The organism is Aquimarina intermedia (assembly GCF_008124785.1).
In the GTDB taxonomy this organism is placed as follows: domain Bacteria; phylum Bacteroidota; class Bacteroidia; order Flavobacteriales; family Flavobacteriaceae; genus Aquimarina; species Aquimarina intermedia.
This window is the reverse complement of sequence record NZ_VNHU01000001.1, coordinates 528,873-554,553: the sequence shown is the minus strand read 5'-3', so window position 1 is coordinate 554,553 and position 25,681 is coordinate 528,873. Positions and strand designations below refer to the sequence as shown.

Here is a 25,681-nt window from a genome sequence, read left to right as displayed (position 1 = left end):
AGCTAGACGACAGAATTTAAGCTTTTAAAATAGGCTTTTGCTCTTTGATTTACCTTTGGTGCCAGTAGTAAACCCGAAATCACTGTGGGAATAGCCATTAATGCAAAAGCGCTATCAATAAGGTTGATGGCAAAATCTATCTTAACCACGGCTGCAACTACTATGGATGGAATATAGATATAGTTATAGTACTTCCCATATTTTGGTTTGGTAAGAAACCCAAGGCATAAATTTCCATAATACGAATATGAAAACAAGGTAGAAAAAGCAAAAACTAAGATCATAATAATTAATATAATATCTCCAATTCCGTAAGGTAAGACCGAGTTGAATGCTTTCAATGTAAGTGTTATACCATTTTCATCTCCATCTTTCCAAACCCCTGTAGATAAAATTGCGAGGGCGGTTAATGTACATACCACTAATGTATCGATTGCCGGTCCTGTCATTGCTACTAAACCTTCTCTGATAGGCTCTTTGGTTTTGGTAGTACCATGCATCATAGGTGCGGTACCGATTCCGGCTTCATTAGAGAAAGATCCGCGTTTAATACCCGTCTTAATTAAATAACCCAATGCCCCTCCGGCTACGGCTTCTCCGCTAAAAGCGTCTTTAAAAATTAAAATAAACATTTCGGGAACATATTCGATTTGAATAATCAATATGGTGAGCACTGTAATAAAATATAAAGCTACCATTGCAGGAACTAAGCGACTTGCCACTGCTCCTATTCTCTTGATACCCCCCAGTATTACAAATGACGCGATAATTGCCAAGGTAACACCAATATAGAACTTATCTCCCTCTGTCCATCCCATGACATCCACCAAAGTTTGGGTGAGTTGATTAGCGGTAAACGCAGGTAAGGTACCTACCAATCCAGCCAGAGCAAATAAAATTGCCAACGGTTTCCATTTTGAGCCTAATCCCGCAGTAATTACATACATCGGTCCCCCTAAGGGTATATTTTTCTCATCTCTGGATCGGTACATTATGGCTAAGGAACACGTATAAAATTTTGTAGCCATACCAATAACGCCACTCACCCACATCCAGAATATAGCTCCGGGACCTCCTGCGACTATAGCAATTGCGACGCCACTTATATTACCCATACCAACGGTAGCAGCAATTGCCGATGACAACGCTTGAAAGTGTGTAAGCTGTCCGTCTTCTTTGCTATCATCAAATTTGCCACGCAAAATATCAATAGCATGTTTAAAGTACAAAAAAGGGGTAAACCGAGAATAGATTAAAAAGAACATCCCCCCTCCAATTAATAAAAATAATAACGGCCAATCCCAAATCCAAGAGCTGAAACCGGCTACGAGTTGTTCTATTTTTTTAAACATAGAGTGTAGTTAAAACTTATATATCCAAAGGTACTATATAAACAAAGATAGATTATTTGATAAGTTCCCATTAAGTTGATTTTATAAACCTTGGCTTTTCAATACCACGATCGTACATAACAATACTGCCTGCAACTGCTACATTAAGACTTAGTTCGGATTTAAATTTGATCAAGAAATGTGATCTATCGATTGCTTCTTTTGATAATCCATGGTCTTCTGCACCTAATAAATAAACGCAACGCTTGGGATGTTGAAATGCTTCGAGGGCTTCAGCAGACTCTGTTAATTCAACCCCTACCAACATGGCTCCTTTAGGTAAATGCCTGTAGAAATCCTCAAAATCGCTGTAGTGGAAATAGGGCATTGCTTTTATGGCATTATGGGTATCACAAGCCTGCTTGGCATATCGATTACCAATCGTAAAAATAAAGCTTGCTCCCAGATTTTGTGCGGATCGCCAAAGCACGCCCAAATTTTCTGGTGTTTTACCATTCTGAATTCCGATACCAAAAAATTCATTTTCAAAGTTATCTACCATACTGCAAAAATAGCAAAGTAGTTTGAAAGTTATGGAAACACTATCAACCTGTATTGCGAACTCAACAATCATCCTCAAAATCTGAAGTACATGCGGTTATCTGTTCCCCACGGGCTTTTAAAAGAGAGCTAGTAATTTTGGTAGTGACAGGTTCCTTTAGTTATCCTATTAAAAAAAATATGAATTTAAATAAAGGAAATTTATTTGAACAAAAAGGTTTGTCAATCACATCAAAAACTTTCTTTTTATAAAGAGTTTCTTTCTCACTTCTGACTATTATTTTTTAAAATCTAAATAAATAAAACTACAAATGTACAGGGGTTGCTGTAGAAAAAAGACGGGAGGTTGAGTTGTTAGGTAGTCCGAGAGTACTACGCCTGATTAACGTGATCCAAAAAAACCGCACAACATACTTGTAAATAAACAATTATATGTGATTTTTATAAAACAAATCTAGAGTGGTTAATTCTCATTAACGAATACTAGATAGATGATTGCGAATACTAAAACATCATCCCTTGTACCAAATACGTATTGTATTTTTGAATTGAACAACCATCTAAACTATTACATCATGAAGAAGTATCTACCTTTATTTTCTCTGATATTCATACTTTATATCGGACGCTCTCAAGAGTTTGAGCGATCTACCGCATATATAATAAAGAAGCATGAAGTAAACAATCAAACAGCTGCTCCTACCTTTATTTTGAAATTAGCTGATGCTCAAGGCAACGTCATCAACGTAGATCCACTTATCATTAGCGACACCGAGCTTTACGAAGAAGTGTTTATAAGCAGGCTAAAGAATCCGGGCTTAGAGGGTGTGCAGGAAATTATAAAACTGGAAGTAGAGTATTACGCATGTTGTGCCCATGTGGATGCCTTTTATTATATGCTTAAAGATGATCAAACGGTGGTTGAAATACCTCAGCTTCAAAATGTATATTGCGAAGGTACTACGAGTGATTATCAATATATTTTTCCGAATCAGGAGTTTGGTGTTGACGGTAATATTCTGAAAACCAAAGTAGGCTATACCAAAGATGCTACTATGAAGTATGTAAGTCTAAAAGAACGTTATACATTTACCAATGACATATTGATTCTAAATCCAACAAACGCATTGACATCGAATTAAAACAAAGGTTCCCCAAACTTTGCCTCATTGCTGCCATGATACACCAAATAAAAAATTGCTATCAAGTAAAAGCAACAAAACGTTATACTCAGCACATAGTATATCTAATTATCCAACCATTTTTAACTCACTTTTTTTGTAAATGGAGTTACCCTATATTTGTAGTTACAACCGAACCTACTCGGTTGCGAATCTACTTTTTACAATGTATAAAGGAACTATCGCGCATTTGAAATTACCACATATAACTACTGCTGTTGTATTTTGTTTTTTCTCTCTATTTTATGGAATAGTAACTGCACAAGAATATCAGCTTCGTGGTTATGCCTTAGAAGACGGATTGCCGCAATCACAAGTTTATGATATTACACAAGATGAAATCGGATACTTATGGCTAGGTACTCAAGGGGGTGGTCTTTCCCGATTTGACGGAGAGCAATTTACTACCTGGAATGAAAGTGATGGCTTGCTCTCAAATTATATTCATTCGCTGAAATTTTATAATGACAGCTTGTTTATTGGTACAAAACGCGGACTTTCAATAAAATATAAAGACTCATTTATTAACAGTGAAGGTCCCAGAGTAAATAAAATTTTTCGTTTTCAGCACAGCACGCTCCTCGCTACTAACGTGGGTCTATACTCGTATCACGTAGATCACGGCATGCTAAAGCTAAGCCTAAATGCTGATATCAATACCAGCATAATTAATGATATTTTGTATGACGGAAAACGCTATTGGATTGCCACCAGCAAAGGTCTGTGGACCACTACAACATTAGATAAAGAATCGAAAAATTTAAAAAAGAAAGTGTCTAAAAACTTTACAGCACTTCATAGGTATGGGCACAAATTATATGCTTCTGCTTTTAACACAGGTTTTTTTGTGTTCGATTTAAATTCAAAATATCGTTTAGGGCTAGCCGTAAGACAACCTTTACGCATTAATGCTATCTCCAGACAAAATACGAATGAATTGTGGATGTCTTCTGATAACAATGGAATTTATAGGGTAGATCCAGACACTTATAATATTATTAGCAATATTAACCGAGAAACTGGCCTGGGTGTTTCCCATATTCGTAAAGTAGTGAACGACCGCAACGGAAATATTTGGATCGCTACCTCGGGTGCGGGATTTTATAAATATTACTTTAATAATTTCACCCATTATAATCAACAAAACGGTTTAAAAGGAAACCGGGTGTATGCGGTACATGCGACTGACGCCAATATTTGGGCTTCGAACTCTGAAGCGGGTCTGGTTAAAATTGATTCATTGAGCGTACAATCTATTCCCTTGGAAGATGAATTAATTTCAACAAAAATCAAAACTATTACCAGTGATGGTTCTGGTAATATCTGGGCTGGTACGGATGGTAAAGGAATTTTATTAAAAGAACTTCAACAGAGGGATAGTATAGTAATTGATAGCAGCAATAAGAAGTTTCCAACCATTGATACCTTGGTCACTACCTCCTTTACAGCCCATATATTAAATAAAAATTCGGGTCTGCCATCAGAGTGGATTCGTAGTATTTATGCTCGTAATGATACGGTCTGGGTAGCTTCATACTCATCCGGAATCTTTAGGTTCACCTATGATTTTAATAAAAAACGGATCAGAAGACTCAAATTTTTCAGTACCCGCAACGGTATTGACGATCTACTGATTCGGGATTTAAAAGCCGATCCATCAGGTAAGCTGTGGTACGCTACCCAAAATGGACAATTAGGGTATTTAAAAGGAAATAGAATAAAACATTTTACGAATCCCTTACCGCAGCGTGTTGCTATAAGCAGCATACTTTTTCATAATAACACTATGTATTTAGGCACAGCAGGAAGAGGCATTTGGCACGGAGATCTAACTGCTGATGATCTCAAGTTCACTAAGCTTAAGGGAGTCAAAAATCCATTTTCCAACAACATCTATCAAATGATATTCGATAATGATGGAAACTTATGGGTAGGAACTGAGCGTGGCGTAGATAAAATTATACTTAACAAATATAACGAAATCGTGGATTTGTACCATTATGATCGTAATGATGGTTTTTTAGGTATAGAAACTTGCCTCAATGCTATTGATAAAGATGCGGAAGGCAACCTGTGGTTTGGAGCTATTTATGGTTTATCAAAGTATCAATTAGGACAGGCTTCTAAAAAAATTACTCCTCCCAAACTTTATTTTGAAGATGTAGAAGTGGCTTATAAGAGTGTTGATTCTATTAATTGGACTCGGTGGCAAAATGAATCACAGGTTTTACAGTTAAAACCTACCCAGACTCAACTTACCCTAAGCTATCAGACTGTTGATATTGATCACCCTAACGAAATTGAATATCGTTTTAGATTAGACAATGCTATCTGGAGTCCATGGACCAAAGAAAATAAACAGAATTTGGCTGGTTTAGCTTATGGTGATCATTTGTTTACTGCGCAATCCAGAAATTACCGTTGGAAAGAAAGCAAACCCATCTCATTACAATTCTTTATTGACAGTCCGATCTATAAGAAAACCTGGTTTATTTATTCCATGTTAGCCACGGCTATCGTCTTGATTTCCCTCTGGACACTATGGTATCTTTCAAAACTCAAACAAAAAAACCTCGCTATACAGGAAAAACTGCAAATGCAAAATCATCTGCTTACCTTAGAACATAAAGCCTTGAGACTCCAAATGAACCCACATTTTATCTTTAATGTACTCAACGGTATCAAAGCTATGGGAACCAGTAATCCTGCTAAAATGAATAGTACAATTAATAGTTTTGCTACATTGTTACGCGAAACTTTATACAATTCAAGAAAAGATTATATTACCTTAGACCAGGAAATCAAAACCTTAAAAAACTATATTGAGGTTGAACAGTTGATGGCCAGCAAACCTTTTTTATACCAGTTTCACTTGGAAGAGGAGATCGATACAGAAGAGGTGCTTATTCCGCCAATGCTTATTCAGCCGTTTGTAGAGAATGCCATCCGACATGGAATATTGAAGGGAAAGCAAAAAGGAAATCTTCAATTACGATTTGAGATTAAAAATGATTTTTTACATTGTACGATTATTGATAACGGTGTGGGAATATTTCAATCTAATAACAGTAAGACTAAAACGGATCATCAATCTATGGCACTAACGGTTACGCGGGAGCGTTTGGATTCAATTACGGGTAAAGGAACACTGAAAATTAAGGAAATAGTCCTAGACGACAAAAGTATTGGAGGAACAGAAATCTCTTTTAAAATTCCGGTAACCACAGACTATTAATTATGCTTACAGCGATTATAGTTGAAGACATGTTTGATGCGCTTCAGCTCCTTAAAAGTGATATTGAAACCAATCACAACGATATACAGATCATCGACACTGCACAAAGTGTGGTCGAAGCAGCCAAAGCATTACGCAAGAAGGAACCTGATATTCTATTTTTGGATATCATGCTTGGAGATGGAACCGGTTTTGATATTTTAGAAATATTTCCTAATCTAAAGTCGAAAATCATATTCGTTACAGCAAGCGATGAGTTTGCTATTCGTGCTTTTCGTTTTGCAGCGATCGATTACGTACTAAAACCTTACTCTAATGAGGAACTAAGTCAGGCTATTGAACGTGCTAAGGAACAATTACAGCCTACAAAAGAGCGTTTGGACATTCTTAAATATACGCTGTCGGCACCCGAACAAAAGCCGGATAAAATCAGCCTGCATACCTTAGATAAAATTAGTATTGTCAATCTTGATGATATCGTACGTTGTGAATCCGATAGTAACAATACTATTTTTCACTTGGTTGAGGGTGAAAAGGTATTTGTTACCAAAACATTAAAACATTTTGCAGAGCTCCTGAAAAATTATCAGTTCTTACGTGTTCATCAAAGTCATTTGCTCAACCTACAATATATCAGCGCATATATCAAAACAGAAGGTGGATACTTGCTGCTCAAAAATGGAGAACGGGTACCGGTTTCCATTCGTAAGAAATCTGAGGTTATTGAGATTTTGGATACGATGCATTAATTCATTTTGGTGGTATAATTATCTAGATAAAAAGATGCTTGTGTACTAGTGACTGTGTCTTTAAATTAAGAAAATAAAGGAAATTTTAACGTAGCTGAGTAACAAAAGTTACATACGCCCATCGGGTAATCCATTATTTTTGTTCCATTCGTGAAAATAAAAAACTACATAGCAATTCTATTGATTACGATCTTTATGGTAAAATTTGTTGCCATGGATTCGAATTGGTTAAATCTGGTATTTAACGGAAATGATATTGCTTTTTTTAATCCCAAATGTAAAAAAGAAAATTCTCCAAAATTAGTGAAGGATACTGCTGATTTTTCGCAAATTGATATTTCTTCTATACAAGTGGTTGCTCTCAATGGTTATTGTACTCCGCTATTTCAATTTCACATATCCTCTTGGGAAGTAAATAACCCGAACCCAGTTCCTGAAGTTAATTCATTTTTTACTTCAAGGTTAAGCTATCGCTATTTGGAGAATATTTCTCCCCCTCCCCGTTTCATATAATTGTTCCATAGATAGATGGACGCGTTACTTTAGTACCCTTTTAAAAATTCACATTTCAAAAGGTTAAATAGGCTATGATATAGACTAGAAAAACGCGTGCAACATACATCATTTATCAACTTTCTAACACAATTTTATGACTGACAAAATTTTAATTAATCGTCGTTCCATACAACTTTTACGCATATTAGTTAGTGGTATTTTCTTAGTAGCCGGTGCGAATCATTTGCTCAATACTGAGAAAACAGCTAGCAGAATAGAAAAAGCAAGTTTTAACGGTATTGCCCATTTTTTTGGGGAACCGGAATGGCTTATAGCGCTTTCAGGTATCGTAATGCTTGCGGCTGGTTTTATTTTCCTTATTGGATATAAGACAAAATGGGCAGCCATTATCCTCATGATGGTGCTAATTCCGATCACATTAACGGTTCAAGTAGGTCAAATTACTACCCTTGGGCCACTTTTCAAAAACATTGCAATTTTAGGTGGACTTTCATTTTTTATAATGAACGACACCGATAATCTTTTAAAATAAATCAAAATGAAAACACTCTTTTTTAGTTCAGCGCTTTTACTGCTAAGTCTTTTTAGTAGCGCACAGCTTCACGCTCAACATACTGAGGGAAACATAAAGCAAAATTATGTTGTACTTACCAAAAAAATACCTCAATTACAACCCATCATTATGACAGCTGAAGCTCTCAAGGTTGAAGACAGCAAGGCTTTTGGCGATTTTCAAGTTATCATCTGCGGAAAAGAAATTGGAGATATTACAGATCCCGAAAAAATAAACGGTTTTATTGAAAAAGCCACAAAAGCAGGTGTTCAACTTGTTGCTTGTGGTTTTTCGATTAATAAATTTCAAGTCGATAAAACCAAAATTCCCGAAGAAATTGAGGTTGTTGAAAACGGAATTCTTCACAACTTTCAACTTCAGAAAAAGGGGTATAAAAGTATTAGCCTTTAATGATGAAAAGAATAAAACATACACTTATGAAAATATGTAGTAGAACTATTGTGTCAACCCTTGGACTCATCGGAGTTTTGACCGTTACAGTTGCGTGTAAGACGGATACGTCTAAGATGGTGAACAATCCTGCCATATCAAAGGATACTTTGAGTATTACCGTACTACAAACAGCAGATATTCACGGACAGCTCGACACACATCCAGAATTATTTTGGGAAGATGAAAAAATAGTTTTTAAAGACCGTGGTGGCCTTGCCAACATCAAAACCCTTTTTGAGCAGGAACGTCAAAAAAACCCAAACACCACCCTCATTGTCGATGGTGGTGACCTAATTCAGGGTAGTGGTTACACCGCTCTATCGAATGGAAAAATCATGTCTGAAATAATAAAAGAAATGGGATATGATGTTATCATACCTGGCAATTGGGAAGTTGTCTATGGCAAAAACATCATGATGGACATTATGCAAGCTTATGACACAGATGTCATTGCACAGAATATGTATCACGAAAAAAGTGAAGCACCTTTGTTTCCTGCTTATTCCATTAAAGAAATAAATGGTATTCGCATTGGGTTTATGGGCATAAACGACCCTGACGTTCCGGTTAGGCAAAATCCAATTTTCAGTAGAGGGATTACCTTTAGTGGCCTTACCAAAGATTTGAAAAAGCAGGTGGATGAGTTAAAGACCAAAGAAGACTTGGATGTACTCTTTTTAGTAACACATATTGGAATTTTTAAACAAGTAGAACTCGCCAATAATCCCATTGCCGAAAACGCAGACTATATTTTAGGGAATGATACCCACGAACGGGTAAGAAAACCCATTACAGGCAAATTCGCAAAGGTAACCGAACCTGGTGCTTTTGGTTCCTTTGTAGGAAAATTGGCACTGCATTTTGTCGATGGTGAATTGGTAGGTGATGATTATGAGCTTATTGAGGTGGATCCGAAGGTGTTTCCGGCAGACAAAACAATACAGTCACTTATAGATAAGAAAAAAGCTCCTTATAAGAGCCATTTAGAAACCGTGATTGGTTATACGAGCACCCCTCTCTACAGATATTTAACTGTTGAAAATCCCATGGATAATATGATTACTGATGCTGCCCGATGGAAAACTGGTGCTGATATAGCTATTTCAAACGGATTTCGATTTGGGAACCCCATCGTACCAGAAAATGAAAAACCTGCGCCTATTACCAGAGCAAACCTATGGAATTTGCTTCCGGTAAACGAAAAACTAAAAACAGGAAAGGCTACGGGCCAACAGATAAAAAATTGGTTAGAGAAAGAAATGCACAATGCCTTTTCCCAAAATCCGACAGAACGTTTTGGTGGTTGGTTGGTGCGTTTTTCAGGAATGAAGGTAAATTTTAATAGTAAAAACAAGATGGGTAAACGTATTTCTTCCATAACTGTAAACGGAGAGCCAATGCAAGAGGATGAGTATTATACCATCTCTGCCTGTGTACGACCAGGTGATCCGTTGGATAATTTATGTAGGATGCCAAATGTCAAGGATATTGAAGTTAAGAAGTATACTATACATGAGGTTGTTGAAGAATATCTAAAGAAACATTCGCCAGTATCGCCAACTTTGGAAGGGAGAGCGTATTGCGAATATCTCGGAACCTATTCTTTTTCGACGGTTCCTACAACCGATTATACCTTTCAATAAAATATAGATTATGAAAACAAATCAAATATCAAAGAACAAGAGAAAAACGTGGATTCAATATGGAGTATTTGCCGTAGCGGCCATAGCACTTTACGCAACCGGTATGCATACCGAAGTTATCGGTTTTGCACAACGTGGATTGCTCGCTACCGGCTTGATGAATCCAGATGTAGAAGAAATAGCCCAAATAAGGAACAATCAAAATAATCAGGATGTGCCAGTAACATCAAATCTCATAAAGGCAGATTTGAAACTGAAATTGATTGACAGGGATGGCAAACCAGGCTCCCTGGAAGATTTTAAAGGCAAAGTAATCTTCTTGAATTTTTGGGCAACTTGGTGCCCGCCCTGCGTTGCTGAAATGCCAAGCATAGATACGTTGCACGAAGAAATGGGCGATGAAGTTGCTTTTGTAATGTTGTCCTTCGATGACGATTTTGAAAAGGCTAAAGATTTTGATAAGCGTAAGGGTTATAACTTACCTATTTACGCTCCTGGGAGTAATCTTCCCGCCATGTTTCAATCATCCGCATTACCAACAACCTATATAATTGATGCGGCTGGCAATTTGGTTTTGACACATAAAGGCATGGCCGACTATGGTACTGATGAGTTTAGAGAATTTTTGAGAAGTTTAAAATAAAGAATCTCCTGAAATGGAGCGGAAAAAATGAATGCATTCATCCGCTCCATTAGGGAGATTTTCAATACCAATAAAAACTATGCACTATCTAAAATTAATTTAAAGCTTATTCAGATCCTCTCAATTATACAGTTTGAATCAATAATATATGGTTGTATATATTTCATCTTTTTATCATTGAAAATGAGGTTAAACCTTTGAAATTTTGATATTTAACAACAATAATTTTTTATAAAACAGTCAGAGTATCGCTCTTATTTTTCCGATTTTAGTTTACCTAATATAAACCCCAACTATTTCGTATCACAAATAAAATTCTACTAAGCTTTATAAGTTGTCTATTTATAGCTTTAACAACTTTTGGGCAAGAAAAAAGATCCTTCTTCAGAGGAGAAGGTTCCACTAATATCAGAATCGATTTATCCAAAGAAAACAGCGTTCTCAACACTGGTAAATTCACCAAAAAAGCAACTGGCTTAGCTATAAAACAAACTGCACAGGAGGAAACAGAACTTATTTTGAAACCTGTAAAAATTAACTTAAAAAAACCAAAACCTTTTATTTCGGTCTATACTGTATGGGAAGGAATCAATCTAGCTTACACCAGCAGTAAATTGAGCTATCGAACTTCAAAAAACGGAAAATCCTGGTCCGCATGGGAAACTGCCGTTTTTGATGGGCATCAGGAGCAAACCAGTAGTCGCATAACCTCAAAAATGATGTTTCTGGATAAGAAAACGAAATACATTCAGTATAAAGTTTCCTTTGATCAAACCGTAGACGATATGACGCTTACCGATGTTCAATTGTTTCATTATAGTCCTGGAAAAACACCGAAAACTACGCAGAAGAATATATTGCAAACAACCAAAAGTCAAGCTAGAGCTGTATGTTCAAAACCTACTGTTGTAAGCAGAAGTCAATGGGGAGCAATCTATAGAAATCCTGCGTCAACCTCTACTGTTTCTCATCTTATTTTACACCATGAGTATGGATCAAACTCCAGTAATGACTGGGCTGCCAGAGTACGTTCTATACAAAATTATCATATCAATGGTAACGGGTGGTCAGATATAGGATATAACTTTCTGGTAGATCCTAACGGAACAATTTATGAAGGTAGAGCTGGAGGAGACAATGCAATTGGCGCTCACTTTTGTGGTAAAAACAGAAACACTATGGGAATATGTATGCTAGGTGATTATTCTTCTATAAGTCCCACAGCAGCTACACAAACTGCGCTAAAAGATTTATTAGCCTGGAAAGCGAATAAAGAAACTATTGATCCTTTAGGAGCTTCCTATCATTACTCTGTAAATGCATCGTTGAAACATATCGCCGGTCATCGTGACGCGGGTTGTACCGTATGTCCCGGTAATGGAGGATACGCCTCTATGCCCAGCATCAGAAATGGAGTAAATCTTTTGGTTTCCAATGGTTGTTCCGGTGACACCACACCCCCTACCACCTCAATAACTGCTGTTGGAGGCAACACACAAACCGGAGATTTTACTGTCAACTTTTCTGACAACGATAATATTGGAGTAACCAGAAGATTTTATCAAGTGTTAGAAAAATATGGCACCAGTTATCTCGCAAATAGAACAAATGGTTTTTTTAATGAAAATTTTGATCAGGATTTTGGTGTGTATGATAAAGGTGCCGGAAGTTGGACTGTGACAAATGGAAGATTAAATCAAACTAATACAACTTCTGATAATACCCTATGGAGTTCTTATTTAATTCAGGACTCTGGATTACCTTATCTCTATGAATTTGCTGCCAAAGTAACTTCAACAACGGGTCCTCGCAAGTTCGGAATGCATATAATGGCTTCTGATGCAACCTTGAGTCAACGCGGGAACTCGTATCTTATATGGTTTAGTGGAGAGGACAACAAAGTTCGGATTTATGAAACCGTAAATAACGCATTGTACACTAGAGCTATTGCCGATGTATCTTTAGATAATAACTGGGCTGCGTATCGGGTTACCTATAGTCCGGCGTACGGAGTGCTACAAGTCTGGAAAAACAAGGAATCTCTACTTACTTGGGTGGATAGTAGCCCAATACCATCAGGAGTAGCCATCTCACTGCGAACAAATAAAACATCGGTACTATTTGATGATGTAAAGGTGTCAAAGTTCCGATCAACCGGGAGTGCATTAATCACCGCTGGGTCTCTGGATAATACAAATGATCTTAGAACCACTAACGGAAAGATTAAAAGTATGGTGAGAGACGAAGCCGGTAACTGGTCGCAGCCCGGTAACCTTGATATAACTTTGAATACTGCTGGAACGTTGGCGCGAACACAACCGAGTAGTGTAACGCTTTATCCCAATGAAGTTAGCGATAAAGCAATTCTCGCGTGGAATCAACGAGAGGATAGTGCTGTAGAGATTACTATTTATGATACGCAGGGAAATTTAATCTCCAAGCTCCCTAAAAGCTATATCCCCCAGGGGCAAGGCAACCTTGACATCTCAACGTCCACGAATCAGTTATCTCCGGGATTATATATTCTAAACCTATCAACCGGAACGGAGAGAGAAACGATAAAACTTCTAAAAAAATAGCGGGAGATCAAAGTAGAAAAATGTATAAAATGAAGTAGGCCGCCTCTTAGACAGCCTACTTCATTTTATCTATTCACAAATTTTGCAAACTTAGAATATGGTTAGCATACTACCTCCAATTGCTGCACAAGCTGATATTATAGCACTTACAACTAACCACCAAGCAGCTGCAGCTGCTGTTTCTCTAGCGTGCTCTGCCTGTATGATTGCTTTCCTTTCTACAACTTTTAATTTTTCACGTGCAGAATCTTCTATACTTTGGATGTTGTGTAGAACTTTAGTTTTCGCATTCTCGAAAGAATTTACGACACTATCAATGTCTTTTCTATCAATTTTAGTATTGTTTGTTACCCATGAGATAACATCATCCTTATTTATATTGGAAAGTTTTCTTTTAATATCATCTAGATTTTCTTTCTGATCATCCATTTTATTTTGTAAAATTGTACTTAATTGTGCAAAATCAAAACCCGAATTATCACTTTCTCCTTTAAAATTGTTTATAATATTCTCTGCTTGCATTTTGATATCTTTGATAACTGAATCTGAATCATCATCATTAAGCTCTCCTTGAATATTTCGGAGAACCCGATCAATTTTTTCAGCATAGCTATCTAATTGAAATTTCTCCAATGAGGTGCTCTCTGAAAGGAAGTCTATTATTGCCGTACGATCTAACTCACCCATTTTTTCTCCTAATTTAGAGGCTTCCACTTTCGGGTTTTTCACTATCTCCTTTATACGTCGACCCAGCTCATCAATGTCCATGTCATTAGAGCTATTTAGAGAAATAAATTCTTTCACTTTATCAATATACTTATCAACTTCTTCTTCATCTACAGAGGTTAGTTTAGCGATCACTTTTTGAGCTTTTTCTTCTTTATTCTGGCCGCCCTCGTAAGCTTCCTTCAACTCCCTAAATAAACGCTTGAGTTGATCAGTCTTATTTTGACCTTCCTCAGTATTATTTTTGGATGATTCATTTATCGCACTGTTGAGTACACTTTGCACAGTCATCCATTTCGCCGTACTACCACCACCACTATTTGAACGATTCTGTTTATTCGATTTCTCCACCGAGTTCTCAACAATATTCTCAATATCTTGTTTTACTTTGTCATAATTAGGAACTTTTTTGTCGAATTTCTCAAAAAAGTCATCCACTGCACTGTTCAGCATATCAGAATCGAATCCTTTGTTAAATTCTTTTCTAACTTTTTCTATTGTATGATCTGCAATATGTTCGATTTTCTTTGCATCAGATGGGACGAACATTTGTTTGACAGTACTGGCAGAGGATCGTAAACCAGATGTCGCAGCATTTATCAGGCCGCCAATTATAGTATTAACCACTTTACTCTCTAGATAGAATAAAAGAATAAAAAAAGTAGCCCATATAACTAAAGCAAGGGTGGTACCAATTAATGGATTCGCTATCAAACTTAAATTCATGGCAAGAGCAGTCGCTCCAAATAGTGAAATAGCAACCGTAAGTGTGCTCCAAATCCCAAAAGTTGTGGTAACAAGTGTTCTCGTAGTCATCCCATCTTTTTCATTATCATTATTTTCATTATCATCAAAATGATCTTTACCTGAAGTATGATTTTTACTTTTTACATAAGATTTTTTAACATCCCCAATAGCACTAATCCCCACTGCTACCGAAAGTGCAGTAAGTATAAATTGAAAACCCAATGCAAGAATTACTCCAGCTATTACAGTAATAAAAAATTGTGGACTTATTATGGCTTCCGCGAAATTACTAGACTCCAACTCTTGAGAGTACATAGTATTACTTATCAAAATAAAGCTCAAAGCTAGACTAAATTTTTTCATATCAACAAATTTTTGGTTGATATGCAATTTATTACTTGAAATTTCTATATTCTGTTTAAACTAAGTTAATTAACGAAATTTTGGAAGCTACAAATGGTTTGAATTACTTTTTGTTTCTATAATTGAGGTTGCATGAGATGTAAGGGATTATTTCTTTTCAGATTAGCCAATATATAGGCGTCACACAAAAATTCTTTTTCTTAAATCTTCTTAATGAAAATTAAAAAGCACCTAATCACGGTTTTTCAAAAACTAATATTCGAAGGTCATCTGTTAGCTCACTACCTACCCGCAATGCAAGTAGTCCCACTTCACTTTCTTCTATCAACCACTCTTGGCTGAGAGCTTCAAATGGGGAAATCGCTTCAAAATTTAGAATAAATCGTTGGCTCGCCGGATTTGAGGAGTCTATTAACCAAGAGCCTGGTACTACTTGCTGTCCGTTATTTGCAGAAACTGTACCATCTGTCTCAAACTTAAAAACATAGTTTGAATAATTTACAGTAAGATCCTCTTCCTTTTCACTATACTCATCAACAATCCAGTTTCCATTAGTGAGAAAATCAGCCAATACCATGCTATCATCATCATTGTAATCAAAGTCATCATCTTCATCACAATCGTCCATGACTTCTTCGATATAGTTTTCTAATTCATCTAAATTGCTAATTGTAATTTCTTCATCATTAGAGTTGATTAAGGTAATAGGAAATGTTAAACTAATAATAGTTTCCTCTTCTGCATTTTCAAGGAAGTCATATAGTTCTTTATCAGTTACAATGTTGAAGGTATTGGGAACAGATCTTCCGATGACAGCTACTTTGAGTTCTAATGGATATTTGAAGTTCACACATTCAATATCATCGTCAAGTTCGTTTTCACCATTACATTGATTTACATAGACTTCCAATTCATTTTGGTCTGCGACTATTTGCTGCATATGATCTTCTAACGTAATTGTAATTGGAAATTTAATTATTAAAACATCAGTATTTGAATCAGAGTCTTCATAAATATTTTCAATCAATTGAAAATCATCCTCATTCTTAACAGTAAGTAACGTATCATTAACTGTAACAGTGATAGGCAAAAGAATGGAAACACAGTTAGCATTATCAATGATGTTATCTTTAGAACCATCGCTTAGTGAGATCTTCTGGATAAGATTTGCCAACTGTGAGTTGGTTTGAAATACATTCTCCTCCTGCACTTCCAAAGTTTCCGGTTCATTATCCTGACAACCAATTACTAGTGAACAAATAAATGATACAAAGATCAGTCTGAAAATACTTCTTAAAATGTTCATATTCTTTATTAATAATTCAACAAACTCTATTATATAAACAACTCAAAATGAATAAATGCCCTGTTGGATTTGTTAATTTTTCCTAAATTGCTCCAAATTCATCCCAAAATATGGATAAAAAAATTAACGATACTGTATGTGAGGAAAATTTGTTTTCCAGGATCTACAACAAATACATACAGGATATCACTAATTTTCTTTACTACAAATATGGTGAGTTACTGGATCCTCATGATAAAGCTCAGGAATCGTTTGTGAAACTTTGGGAGCATTGCAAAGATGTGGCACCGGATAAAGCCAAGAGTTTTCTCTTTACAGTAGCAAATAATTTAATGCTTAATGAGATCAAACATCAAAAGGTAGTTTTAAAATACCGTGAAATAAAACCGAAAGATTACACGAATGAAGATCCGGAATTTATACTGGAAAAAAAACAATACCTAGCAAAGTATCAAAATGCATTATCGAAACTTTCAGAAGCGCAACGTGTGGTTTTTTTGATGAGTCGTGTGGAAGGTAAAAAGCACCAAGAAATAGCAGAAATACTCGATCTTACGGTTAGAGCAGTACGAAAAAGGTTATACATGGCAGTTGAAAACTTAAGAAAAGAAATTGATGGAATTTAATTTCTGTATGTTTTATGGGGTAATTAAAACATAGTTAGTTGTTGTATATACAAAAGGGATAGTATGAAAAAAGAAGAATTAATAGTAAAATGGTTAGAAGGAGAGCTAAGTGAAGAAGAACTTCAGGAGTTTAAAAAGATTGAAGAATATGATTCCTATCAGAAATTATATGAGCATGCAGAATTCTTTAAGCCCCCCTTAAAGGTTAACAAAGAAAAAGGTTTTATAGATCTCAGGTCCAGATTGGATAATGCAACTACTAAAGGGACTGCAAAAAGCCGGATGTACCCACTACTTAGAATTGCCGCAGTATTTGCCATTATTTTTGGAGTGTATTTCACTCTTTTTAATGATGATAGTACCAAGATCCAAACGATTGCTGCTCAGAATAAAACCATAGCGTTACCGGATGCTTCAGAGGTTTCTTTAAATGCTGCATCTTCATTACAATATGATAAAGACACTTGGCAAATAAACAGAGAAGTAAAATTAAAAGGGGAAGCCTACTTCAAAGTTGCTAAAGGTGCCAAATTTGATGTCACTACAAAGATGGGTACTGTAACCGTTTTAGGGACTCAGTTTAATGTAAAGCAAAGAAAAGATTATTTTGAAGTGAAATGCTTTGAAGGTCTGGTAAGTGTTACAATAAATAAGGAGACCACGAAATTAAAGCCCGGGGAAACCATTCGATTATTAGATGGAAGGATTCAGCAAAACAACACTTTGTTAGCAAGTCCTTCTTGGATAAATGGTAAAAGTAATTTTGAAAGCGTTCCTTTTGAATTAGTCATTGAAGAATTCGAGAGACAATACAATACTAAAGTTTCTATTCAAGGTTTTGACACCTCAAAAATATTTTCGGGAAGTTTTGTTCATGATAATAAATCGTTAGCCCTTCAATCTATTACACAGCCTTTTAAATTGAGCTTTGAAGAGAAAGAAAACTCTGTAAAAATGTTTACATTTAAGAATGATTAACAAGTATAACTTCTTTGTAATCATTGTCATTTTTTTCAACATCTTTAAAAGTTATTGTCAAGAAAAGTTACCGCTTCAAGAAGTACTAATTGATGTTGAAAAGCGTTTTCAATGCAATTTTTCTTACGCAAATGAAGATGTAAATACTGTGCTAGTAATACCACCTGACACTGAACTTAATTTCGTTGACACCATAAAATACTTAGAAAACAATACTAACTTGGTATTTAATACCCTAGAAAGTAAATTTATAACTATTATTAGCAAGGAAGTTTCAAAAATTTTGATATGTGGTATTATCCGAGACTTTGAAACCAACGAACCTTTGCAAAATGTAACTATCAAAACTTCTGAAACATTTATAATAAGCAATTTCAAGGGCTATTTTGAGCTTGACCAAGTTAAGGCCAATGATTCTGTTTATGTTCGACATTTGGGGTACAATCCATTGCTCAAAAGTGTAGATCAATTCAAAAAAAGAGGGTGCGAAACCCTTTATTTATTACCAAAAACAGAAGAGCTTGAAACGATAATTATTGAAAACTATCTTACTCAAGGGATTAACAAAACTACAGAAGGCTCCCTTTATATAAATTACGATCAATTTGGGATTCTGCCAGGACTCATTGAGAATGATGCACTTCAAACTATTCAGACGTTACCAGGCATTAATAGTTTTGATGAAACGGTTACCAATATAAACATACGAGGAGGAACACATGATCAGAATTTGATTACCTGGAACGGGATAAAAATGTATCAATCCGGTCATTTTTTTAGCTATATCTCTGCTTTTGACCCAAATCTTATACATACGACCACCCTAATTAAAAATGGGACACCAGCTTCTTTAACTGATGGTGTGTCCGGCTCAATTCAAATGCAAAGTAAGAATGCACGCTCTTCAGAGTTTGGAGCTTCAATAGGGGTTAATTTTATAAATGTTGATGGTAGCATTGATATTCCTTTGGGTAAAAAAGCTTCATTGCAAATTTCCGGACGACGATCTTATAACGATATTTTAGAAACTCGCACCTATCAGAATTACTTCGAAAAAGCCTTTCAAAACACAGAAGTTGTTAGCAATGAGTCCAATGTAATTGAAGCCAGTGATAATTTTCGCTTTTTTGATATTGGGACAGTGCTTTTGTATGATGTGACACCTAATGATAAAGTAAAGGCAAGTCTAATCGCAATGGATAATAATTTTTCTTTTTTAGAAAGTGCTTTTATCAACAATGAGGAGCAATCTCGGGAAAGTAGCAGCACCCAAAGAAATTTAGGTGGAAGCATAACATATCAAAGAAATTGGAATGAAGAATTAAGTACAACTATTGAATTTTATGGAGTAACATACAGATTGAGAGCTGAAAACGTTGATATCTTAAATGATCAGAAACTCACACAGGAAAATAAAGTTTTAGAGAGTGGCATTAAAGTTATATCGGATCTCACATTAAAAGAAGGGTTATATCTACATAGCGGATATGAATTTGTAGAGACGGGAGTGTCTAACCTCGAAGAAACCGATAGTCCTTTTTCACGACTTTTTGGAAAAGATCTAATCCGGAAACATGCTGTGTTTACTCAAATTGACTATACTCCTTGGCGAGGCAGCCATTTAAAAGGTGGTATTAGACTCAACTACATTGATCCTTTTGAAGAATTTATTTTTGCACCCAGAATTCATTTTAACCAAAGATTATCCAATCGTTTTATAATAGATGTGGCAGGAGAATTTAAAAATCAAACTATGACACAGACCATCGACTTTCAATCTGATTTTCTGGGAGTTGAAAAAAGAAGATGGATTTTGTCTAATCAGAATGAAGTTCCTATACTAAAAAGTAAACAAGGCTCCCTTGGACTAACTTATAAGAACAAAAGCTGGTTATGCAATATAGAAACCTACATTAAAAATGTGGATGGAATTGTGGCACAGAGCCAGGAGTTCAGAAATCAATATGAGCGTAGCCAGGCAATCGGCTCGTATCAAATTGCGGGGATTGACTTTATTTTAAATAAAAAAATTCATCAATTTAGCGGTTGGTTGAGCTACTCATACGCAGACAATAACTATACTTTCAAAACGCTTCAGGAAGATACTTTTCCAAGCAACCTTAACATTAGGCATATTATCGCATTGGGTGCAAATTATAATGAAAAAGGATTTAAGGTTTCTGCAGGGTTGAACTGGCGAACGGGAAAACCTACCACAAGACCGGTACCAGGTAACGAAGTAATTGATAACAGGATCAATTACCAACCTGTAAACAGCAAAGTGCTTTCAGAGTATTTACGATTCGATGCTTCTGTAACCTATGATTTTAATGTAACCAATACAGTTAAGATGCATACAGGTTTTTCTATTTGGAATCTCACTAACCAACAAAGTGAACTTAGCAATTATTATGAATTCACCGATATTAATTTCCCGCAAGAGGTGATTCAAAACGCTCTTGAGTTAACAACAAATGCTGTTATAAAAGTATCTTTTTAGTAGTTAGGTTACATTTGACTCGTTACTTCTTATTAATTATATTAAATTAATTATAAAAAAAATACAAAACAAACACCTCATTATCAATAAATAACAACTTAAAAACTCCTTTTATCAAAAAAAACAAAATTTCCAGGGGTCACTTTTCTGATATAAGTTGTTTTATAAACAGTAACAATAATTAAATCAAAATATCATGAAAAAATTAGCTTATCTACTTATGTCTTTTGCCCTTGTACTCTCTTGTAGTGACGATGATTCAAATCAAGAAAGTACATTAAACGTAACTGCAGGTTACGCATTTACAGCCAATAAAATGGTTAACAGCTTAAAATTCACTTCCGGATATATCTGGCTTACCGAAGTTGAATTTGAAGGACATTATGCTTCTGGTGACTCTATTGAGGTTGAAGTAAAACGTTCTTCAAAAATTGATCTTGCCACAGGAGTAGCAACACCAAGTTTAGATGATATTGTAATTCCAACAGGAGATTTTGTAGAATTGGAGTTAGAAGTAGAATTGAGAGATGAAGATGCTCAGCCTTCAATAGTTATGGAAGGAACCTATACTCGTACAGATGGTTCTCAAGCACCTATTCGCTTTGAATATAACTCAGGAGAAACTTTTGAAGCTGAGTATGAAAAGCCAGTGACAATTTTAGATGGAGAAACAGTACTTTCCAGAATTGTTTTTGATCCAAATATCTGGTTTAGTGTAGTTCCTAATGACGCTCTTGATAATGCAACAGTAAATGCTGACGGGGTAATTGTAATTAGTGGAACCAGTAACCAAGGAATTTTCGATTTAGTTGCTGACCGTCTTGACGAGAGTACAGAATCAGAATTTGAATAATTAAAACTTGTTTTAGGGGGAATAAAGGCCGTCGAGATCTTCAAACTATATTAGACGGCCTTTTTCAATTTTGAGAAATTAACAAGAAAGCTGCGTTGTTCTAAAACCATAAAATCAAGCAATATGAAAAATTTAACTTATTTAATATTAGTTTTTTTAGTACTGGTTGGTGTTACAGGTTGTAGTAGTGATGATGAGATTGGTTCAGGAAATGCAATTTTAAAAATTTCTGCTGAACTGAAAGATCAAAGTTCTGGTATAACTTCCGGAAAATTAGTCTTTTCCTCGGGGTATGTGTGGGTAAGTGAAATTGTCTTTGACGGCACCTTGCAAAGGGGTACATCCATTAGTAGAACTGTAGAGCGATTTTCACAAATTGACTTTGCGACAGGTATTGCTAATCCGAGCCTTGACGACATTATCATCCCCGCTGGCGATTACACCTTTGTTAACCTAGAAGTAAAGCTTCGGGATGAAGATAGCCAACCTGGTATTGTAATGGAAGGGATCTATATTCGTACCGATGGATCTGAAGTCTCGATTCGCTTTGAGTTTAACTCGGGCGAAGTTTTCGAGGCAGAAACTTCGCAACAGGTTAGTATTGAAGAAAATACTTCGCTACTTTCTAAAATCTTATTTGATCCAAATATCTGGTTTAGTGTTGTATCCAATACCGCTTTAGATAATGCTACTGTTAATTCAGATGGAATTATGATTATAAGTGAAAGAAGTAATGAAGCTATATTTGATCTTGTAGCAGATAGATTGGATGTATCTACAGAATCTGTTTTTAAATAAAAAATAACAAGCTTAAATAAATTTTATACTATGAAAAATATACTTAAATTTTCTTTATTCGCATTAACCTTAACCTTATTTATTGCTTGTAGTGATGATGATGGGCCTACCGCTCAGATCACAATTAATTCTGAAACCACAGGTGATTTAGGAGGTGATTTTACGGGTAATGGCGGGACTGCCTCAGAAACTTTTACATGGCAAAATGCTCGAACTACCGCAGATTATAATGCTGATATAACGGCTACTGCATCGGGAGTCCTTTTAATGAACATTAAAGATGCTGATGGAACAGAAGTATTGAATAGAACATTAGGAAACACTCCCGAGCCAGATTCATTCTCGGGTGTTACGTCTGCAGGTACTGCTGGTGAATGGACAGTTACCATTACCGTGACAAACTTTAGTGGTGACGGAAGCTTTTCGGTAAGTGCTGGAAATTAAATCAAAAATTCTGTTTTTATATTGATTAGGGGGCGTTAATGCCCCTTTTTCAAATCACATAAGAATCCTGTCATAAGCTTTTACTTACATAGTTTTTCTCCCAAACCCAATCTAGACTTTTGGCTTTAACAAATTTTTTAAAAATTGAATATCAAAAAATTTAATAGTAATTCATAAGTTACAGAATAAACAAAAACCTTTATAAAATAAATATTCACAAGGTCTAAAAATAAAAGTAGCGGGAACTGAACTAAATCGCCTTACTCGTTGGCCGTTAAAGGGAAGCTTACACAAATCATGCCCTTCCTGCTTGACGCATTGCATCTTTTGTATGGTTTGAAAGTTAAAATAAAATTACTGCCTCCAAAAACAAAAACCTCTTAATTTCTCAAGAGGTTTACTTTGTCGCGAGAACTGGACTCGAACCAGTGACCTTCAGGTTCTTTTGAGATTGAACTCTATGTGGTTTAATAATTATGAAGTTCATTTGTAGCAAAATGATACAGATTCCGATTCAATTCAATTTTATTCACTTACTTCCCATAGCGCCATCGCCGTTACCTTTTCGGTAACCGACACTAAAATTGTGAGCGAGTAAAGACTTATAAAAGGGAGGCAACCACCGGCTATGCAGTCTGTCTCGGTTTAAATTTTAAAATTTGTGAAGAAAATGTAATAGTGAACAGTTTCTAATATAGAATCCATATTAGAGAAAGTTTCAAAATAAAATAATTAAAAACTAATTATTTCATTCTCATCTCCTTCTCTATAAGTTATTGAAAACTTAAAAGTCTTTAAATTTGCTTGTAATTGCGCAATATTCTCATTATTTGACCGTGTTACATCAATTTGGTTTTCAGAAGAGAGTGTCTATTATTACAAAACTTCTGATTTTGTAAAACAAAAATTCAGCAATTACCATAAAAAAGGTTGCAATATTGATTCAACTTTTTTGATAATGCCTTAACTTTAAATAAAACTAAATATCATTCAGCTTGCTAAGCTACTGCTACAAATTTTAAAAAAATAAGCTTCTGCTAAAGAATACTTTATTATGATAATATCAGATAACAAGATAAATTATAAAATAGTAAGTAATTTTAGAAATAGTGTTTTTATATTTGATATTGATGGAACACTTATACCTAAAAGTGGCAGTCGTATTTCTCAAAGCCTACTAAATTTATTATCAAAATTATCTACACACAATAAAGTTATTTTTGCATCTGCTCGTCCCATTACCGGAGTTTGGAACTTAATTCCATTTAAACCTAAAACCCATTTTGACTATATCTCACTGAATGGGGCTTATGCCATAATAGACCATAAAGAATATGTATCAAAATCAATTAAAAAAAGACAGATTCAGCTTCTATTAAGCCGTTTTATAAAGAAGAATTTATGGCTCTATTCTAAAGATAAATGGTTCAGTTTCAACTTAGGTAGTAAAGAATATAAGAAGAAAAGAAAAGCCGTTAAAATGGATGCTATCCCTATTAATTTAATCAAAGACTCCACAAAAATCCTAAAAGCTATACTGATATCTAACTCAAAAGATGATTTAGAATGTTTAGAAAACTTCGGGTTCAATTTTTGTTATTCAAATACTAACTATATAGAAATAAACTCTAGTTCAGTCAATAAAGCTTTATTTCTAAATAGAGATACTATTAAAGATAAACTCATCTATTCTTTTGGTGATGCAGAAAATGACCTTTCACTATTTGAAGTTTCTAATACTTCTATTGCTATGAAAAATGCCCACCCTAAGCTAATTGCAAAATCGGACTATGTGACAAATCACAATTATTATAAGGGTATCCAGGAAGGTCTAAATTATTTTTATCAAAAATTTCAATCAACGAATTAAAACTTGAACCTGATACAAATGACTTAGACTATATTGAGTTCGCCAAATCCTCTGCGACCTCAATAAATCATTCAAGGATTCATAAAACCGACAATATCAGAGCTTGATAATATAGGGTTTGCACCTTCGCTTTGAGCTACTAAAGCTCCAACAGCGCAGGCAAAATCTATTGAATCTTGTGGATTACATTTATTTAATAATTGACTTATAAGTGATCCTAGAAATGAATCGCCAGATCCTACCGTATCTACTACTTTGATTAGAAAACCACTGTTATAAAATAGTACATCATTATATAATAAAACGGCACCATGTCTCCCTTTAGTAACACAAATATGTTTCGTATTTGTCTTATCGCTTATGTATTTTAAATTTTGTTCTAAAGAATTGTATTTAGAATCCATGTATTTACTGACTTCAAAAAGCTCATCATCATTAAACTTTATAAAATCAGCCTTTTCCATAAGATGGAACAATACTTCTTTTGTATAATATGGAGGTCTTAAATTAAGATCAAAAATTTTATACGTAGCAAGCTCCAGAAGTTCGTACAATGTTTTTCTGGAAGTGTCATCTCTAGCCACCAAACTTCCATAAACAAAAGCATCTGCATTTTTCACAGCACTTTTAGAAACTTCTGTAATACCTATTTTGTCCCAAGCGCGCGGATATTTAATATCATATGATGCAGAACCCTTATCATTGAGCATTACTTTTACTTTACCGGTTTTATACTCGTAATGAACTTGAATGCAATCTGTATTTATATTATTTTCATTTAAATAGCTTACCAGTTTATCACCATTTTCATCTTTTCCTATTGCACTAATCATAGTTACTTCATTATTAAAAGAACTTAATCTACTAGCAACATTTAGTGGCGCCCCACCAATTTTTTTGTGAGTTAGAAATACGTCCCATAATACTTCACCAAAACAAACTACTTTTACCATACCTAGAATTTAAAAAAATCTAGGAGAAATTATAGAAACTCCTCCTTAATTTTACAATCAACCCAAAAATTAG

The 25,681-nt window shown here is 35.1% G+C and carries 21 protein-coding genes; 16 read left to right on the top strand and 5 right to left on the bottom strand.

The features are described from left to right. Nucleotides 1-2: 2 nt before the first annotated feature. Together BD809_RS02410 and BD809_RS02405 are read right to left on the bottom strand one after the other, a co-directional pair. The gene (locus BD809_RS02410; protein ID WP_148781357.1) at nt 3-1,352 is read right to left on the bottom strand and encodes an alanine/glycine:cation symporter family protein; all 1,350 of its coding nucleotides are present in this window, start codon (nt 1,350-1,352) and stop codon (nt 3-5) included. 70 nt (nt 1,353-1,422) lie between these two features. Further along, nucleotides 1,423-1,893 carry an RNA methyltransferase gene (locus tag BD809_RS02405; protein WP_148781356.1) on the bottom strand — a complete coding sequence of 157 codons (471 nt, stop codon included), beginning with the start codon at nt 1,891-1,893 and terminating at the stop codon, nt 1,423-1,425. Between the two features lie 574 nt (nt 1,894-2,467). Here BD809_RS02405 and BD809_RS02400 point away from each other — a divergent pair. From BD809_RS02400 to BD809_RS02360, 9 genes are all read left to right on the top strand, one after another. Then, on the top strand, nt 2,468-3,034 hold the full coding sequence (locus tag BD809_RS02400) for a hypothetical protein (protein ID WP_148781355.1): 567 nt from the start codon (nt 2,468-2,470) through the stop codon (nt 3,032-3,034). 142 nt (nt 3,035-3,176) lie between these two features. Further along, nucleotides 3,177-6,308 carry a ligand-binding sensor domain-containing protein gene (locus BD809_RS02395; RefSeq protein WP_148781354.1) on the top strand — a complete coding sequence of 1,044 codons (3,132 nt, stop codon included), beginning with the start codon at nt 3,177-3,179 and terminating at the stop codon, nt 6,306-6,308. A 2-nt stretch (nt 6,309-6,310) separates the two neighbouring features. Further along, nucleotides 6,311-7,057 (top strand): LytR/AlgR family response regulator transcription factor, encoded by a 747-nt coding sequence (locus BD809_RS02390; protein WP_148781353.1) that lies wholly within the window; start codon nt 6,311-6,313, stop codon nt 7,055-7,057. A gap of 213 nt (nt 7,058-7,270) precedes the next feature. Then, nucleotides 7,271-7,570 (top strand): hypothetical protein, encoded by a 300-nt coding sequence (locus BD809_RS02385; RefSeq protein WP_246131396.1) that lies wholly within the window; start codon nt 7,271-7,273, stop codon nt 7,568-7,570. A 136-nt stretch (nt 7,571-7,706) separates the two neighbouring features. After that, nucleotides 7,707-8,105: a DoxX family protein gene (locus BD809_RS02380; RefSeq protein ID WP_148781351.1), complete on the top strand. Its 399-nt coding sequence runs from the start codon at nt 7,707-7,709 to the stop codon at nt 8,103-8,105. A gap of 6 nt (nt 8,106-8,111) precedes the next feature. After that, nucleotides 8,112-8,537: a sulfur reduction protein DsrE gene (locus BD809_RS02375; RefSeq protein WP_148781350.1), complete on the top strand. Its 426-nt coding sequence runs from the start codon at nt 8,112-8,114 to the stop codon at nt 8,535-8,537. Between the two features lie 26 nt (nt 8,538-8,563). Next, nucleotides 8,564-10,222 (top strand): bifunctional metallophosphatase/5'-nucleotidase, encoded by a 1,659-nt coding sequence (locus tag BD809_RS02370; protein WP_148781349.1) that lies wholly within the window; start codon nt 8,564-8,566, stop codon nt 10,220-10,222. A 10-nt stretch (nt 10,223-10,232) separates the two neighbouring features. Continuing rightward, nucleotides 10,233-10,865: a TlpA family protein disulfide reductase gene (locus BD809_RS02365; protein ID WP_148781348.1), complete on the top strand. Its 633-nt coding sequence runs from the start codon at nt 10,233-10,235 to the stop codon at nt 10,863-10,865. 518 nt (nt 10,866-11,383) lie between these two features. Continuing rightward, nucleotides 11,384-13,444 carry an N-acetylmuramoyl-L-alanine amidase gene (locus BD809_RS02360; protein ID WP_148781347.1) on the top strand — a complete coding sequence of 687 codons (2,061 nt, stop codon included), beginning with the start codon at nt 11,384-11,386 and terminating at the stop codon, nt 13,442-13,444. 90 nt (nt 13,445-13,534) lie between these two features. Here BD809_RS02360 and BD809_RS02355 read toward each other — a convergent pair whose 3' ends face one another. Together BD809_RS02355 and BD809_RS02350 are read right to left on the bottom strand one after the other, a co-directional pair. After that, the gene (locus BD809_RS02355) at nt 13,535-15,280 is read right to left on the bottom strand and encodes a hypothetical protein (protein WP_148781346.1); all 1,746 of its coding nucleotides are present in this window, start codon (nt 15,278-15,280) and stop codon (nt 13,535-13,537) included. Between the two features lie 235 nt (nt 15,281-15,515). Further along, a complete protein-coding gene (locus BD809_RS02350; RefSeq protein WP_148781345.1) occupies nt 15,516-16,586 on the bottom strand; it encodes a hypothetical protein in 1,071 nt (356 codons plus the stop codon). Nucleotides 16,587-16,696: 110 nt separating this feature from the next. On the opposite strand from BD809_RS02350, the gene BD809_RS02345 reads away from it, so the two are divergent. The 7 genes from BD809_RS02345 to BD809_RS02315 all read left to right on the top strand — a co-directional run bounded on the left by BD809_RS02345 (nt 16,697) and on the right by BD809_RS02315 (nt 24,655). Further along, on the top strand, nt 16,697-17,212 hold the full coding sequence (locus tag BD809_RS02345) for an RNA polymerase sigma factor (protein WP_148781344.1): 516 nt from the start codon (nt 16,697-16,699) through the stop codon (nt 17,210-17,212). 63 nt (nt 17,213-17,275) lie between these two features. Then, nucleotides 17,276-18,190 carry a FecR family protein gene (locus BD809_RS02340; protein ID WP_148781343.1) on the top strand — a complete coding sequence of 305 codons (915 nt, stop codon included), beginning with the start codon at nt 17,276-17,278 and terminating at the stop codon, nt 18,188-18,190. Further along, nucleotides 18,183-20,690, top strand: a complete 2,508-nt coding sequence (locus BD809_RS02335) for a TonB-dependent receptor (protein WP_148781342.1) — start codon at nt 18,183-18,185, stop codon at nt 20,688-20,690. The genes BD809_RS02340 and BD809_RS02335 overlap by 8 nt, the downstream gene beginning before the upstream one ends. Before the next feature lie 196 nt (nt 20,691-20,886). After that, on the top strand, nt 20,887-21,543 hold the full coding sequence (locus BD809_RS02330; RefSeq protein WP_148781341.1) for a hypothetical protein: 657 nt from the start codon (nt 20,887-20,889) through the stop codon (nt 21,541-21,543). 123 nt (nt 21,544-21,666) lie between these two features. After that, nucleotides 21,667-22,341: a hypothetical protein gene (locus BD809_RS02325; protein ID WP_148781340.1), complete on the top strand. Its 675-nt coding sequence runs from the start codon at nt 21,667-21,669 to the stop codon at nt 22,339-22,341. A 30-nt stretch (nt 22,342-22,371) separates the two neighbouring features. Next, a complete protein-coding gene (locus BD809_RS02320; protein WP_148781339.1) occupies nt 22,372-22,785 on the top strand; it encodes a hypothetical protein in 414 nt (137 codons plus the stop codon). Nucleotides 22,786-23,839: 1,054 nt separating this feature from the next. Next, nucleotides 23,840-24,655, top strand: a complete 816-nt coding sequence (locus BD809_RS02315; protein WP_148781338.1) for an HAD-IIB family hydrolase — start codon at nt 23,840-23,842, stop codon at nt 24,653-24,655. A gap of 71 nt (nt 24,656-24,726) precedes the next feature. Here the strand turns inward: BD809_RS02315 and BD809_RS02310 are convergent, their stop codons facing one another. Beyond that, nucleotides 24,727-25,608, bottom strand: a complete 882-nt coding sequence (locus BD809_RS02310) for a carbohydrate kinase family protein (protein ID WP_148781337.1) — start codon at nt 25,606-25,608, stop codon at nt 24,727-24,729. Between the last annotated feature and the right edge of the window lie 73 nt (nt 25,609-25,681).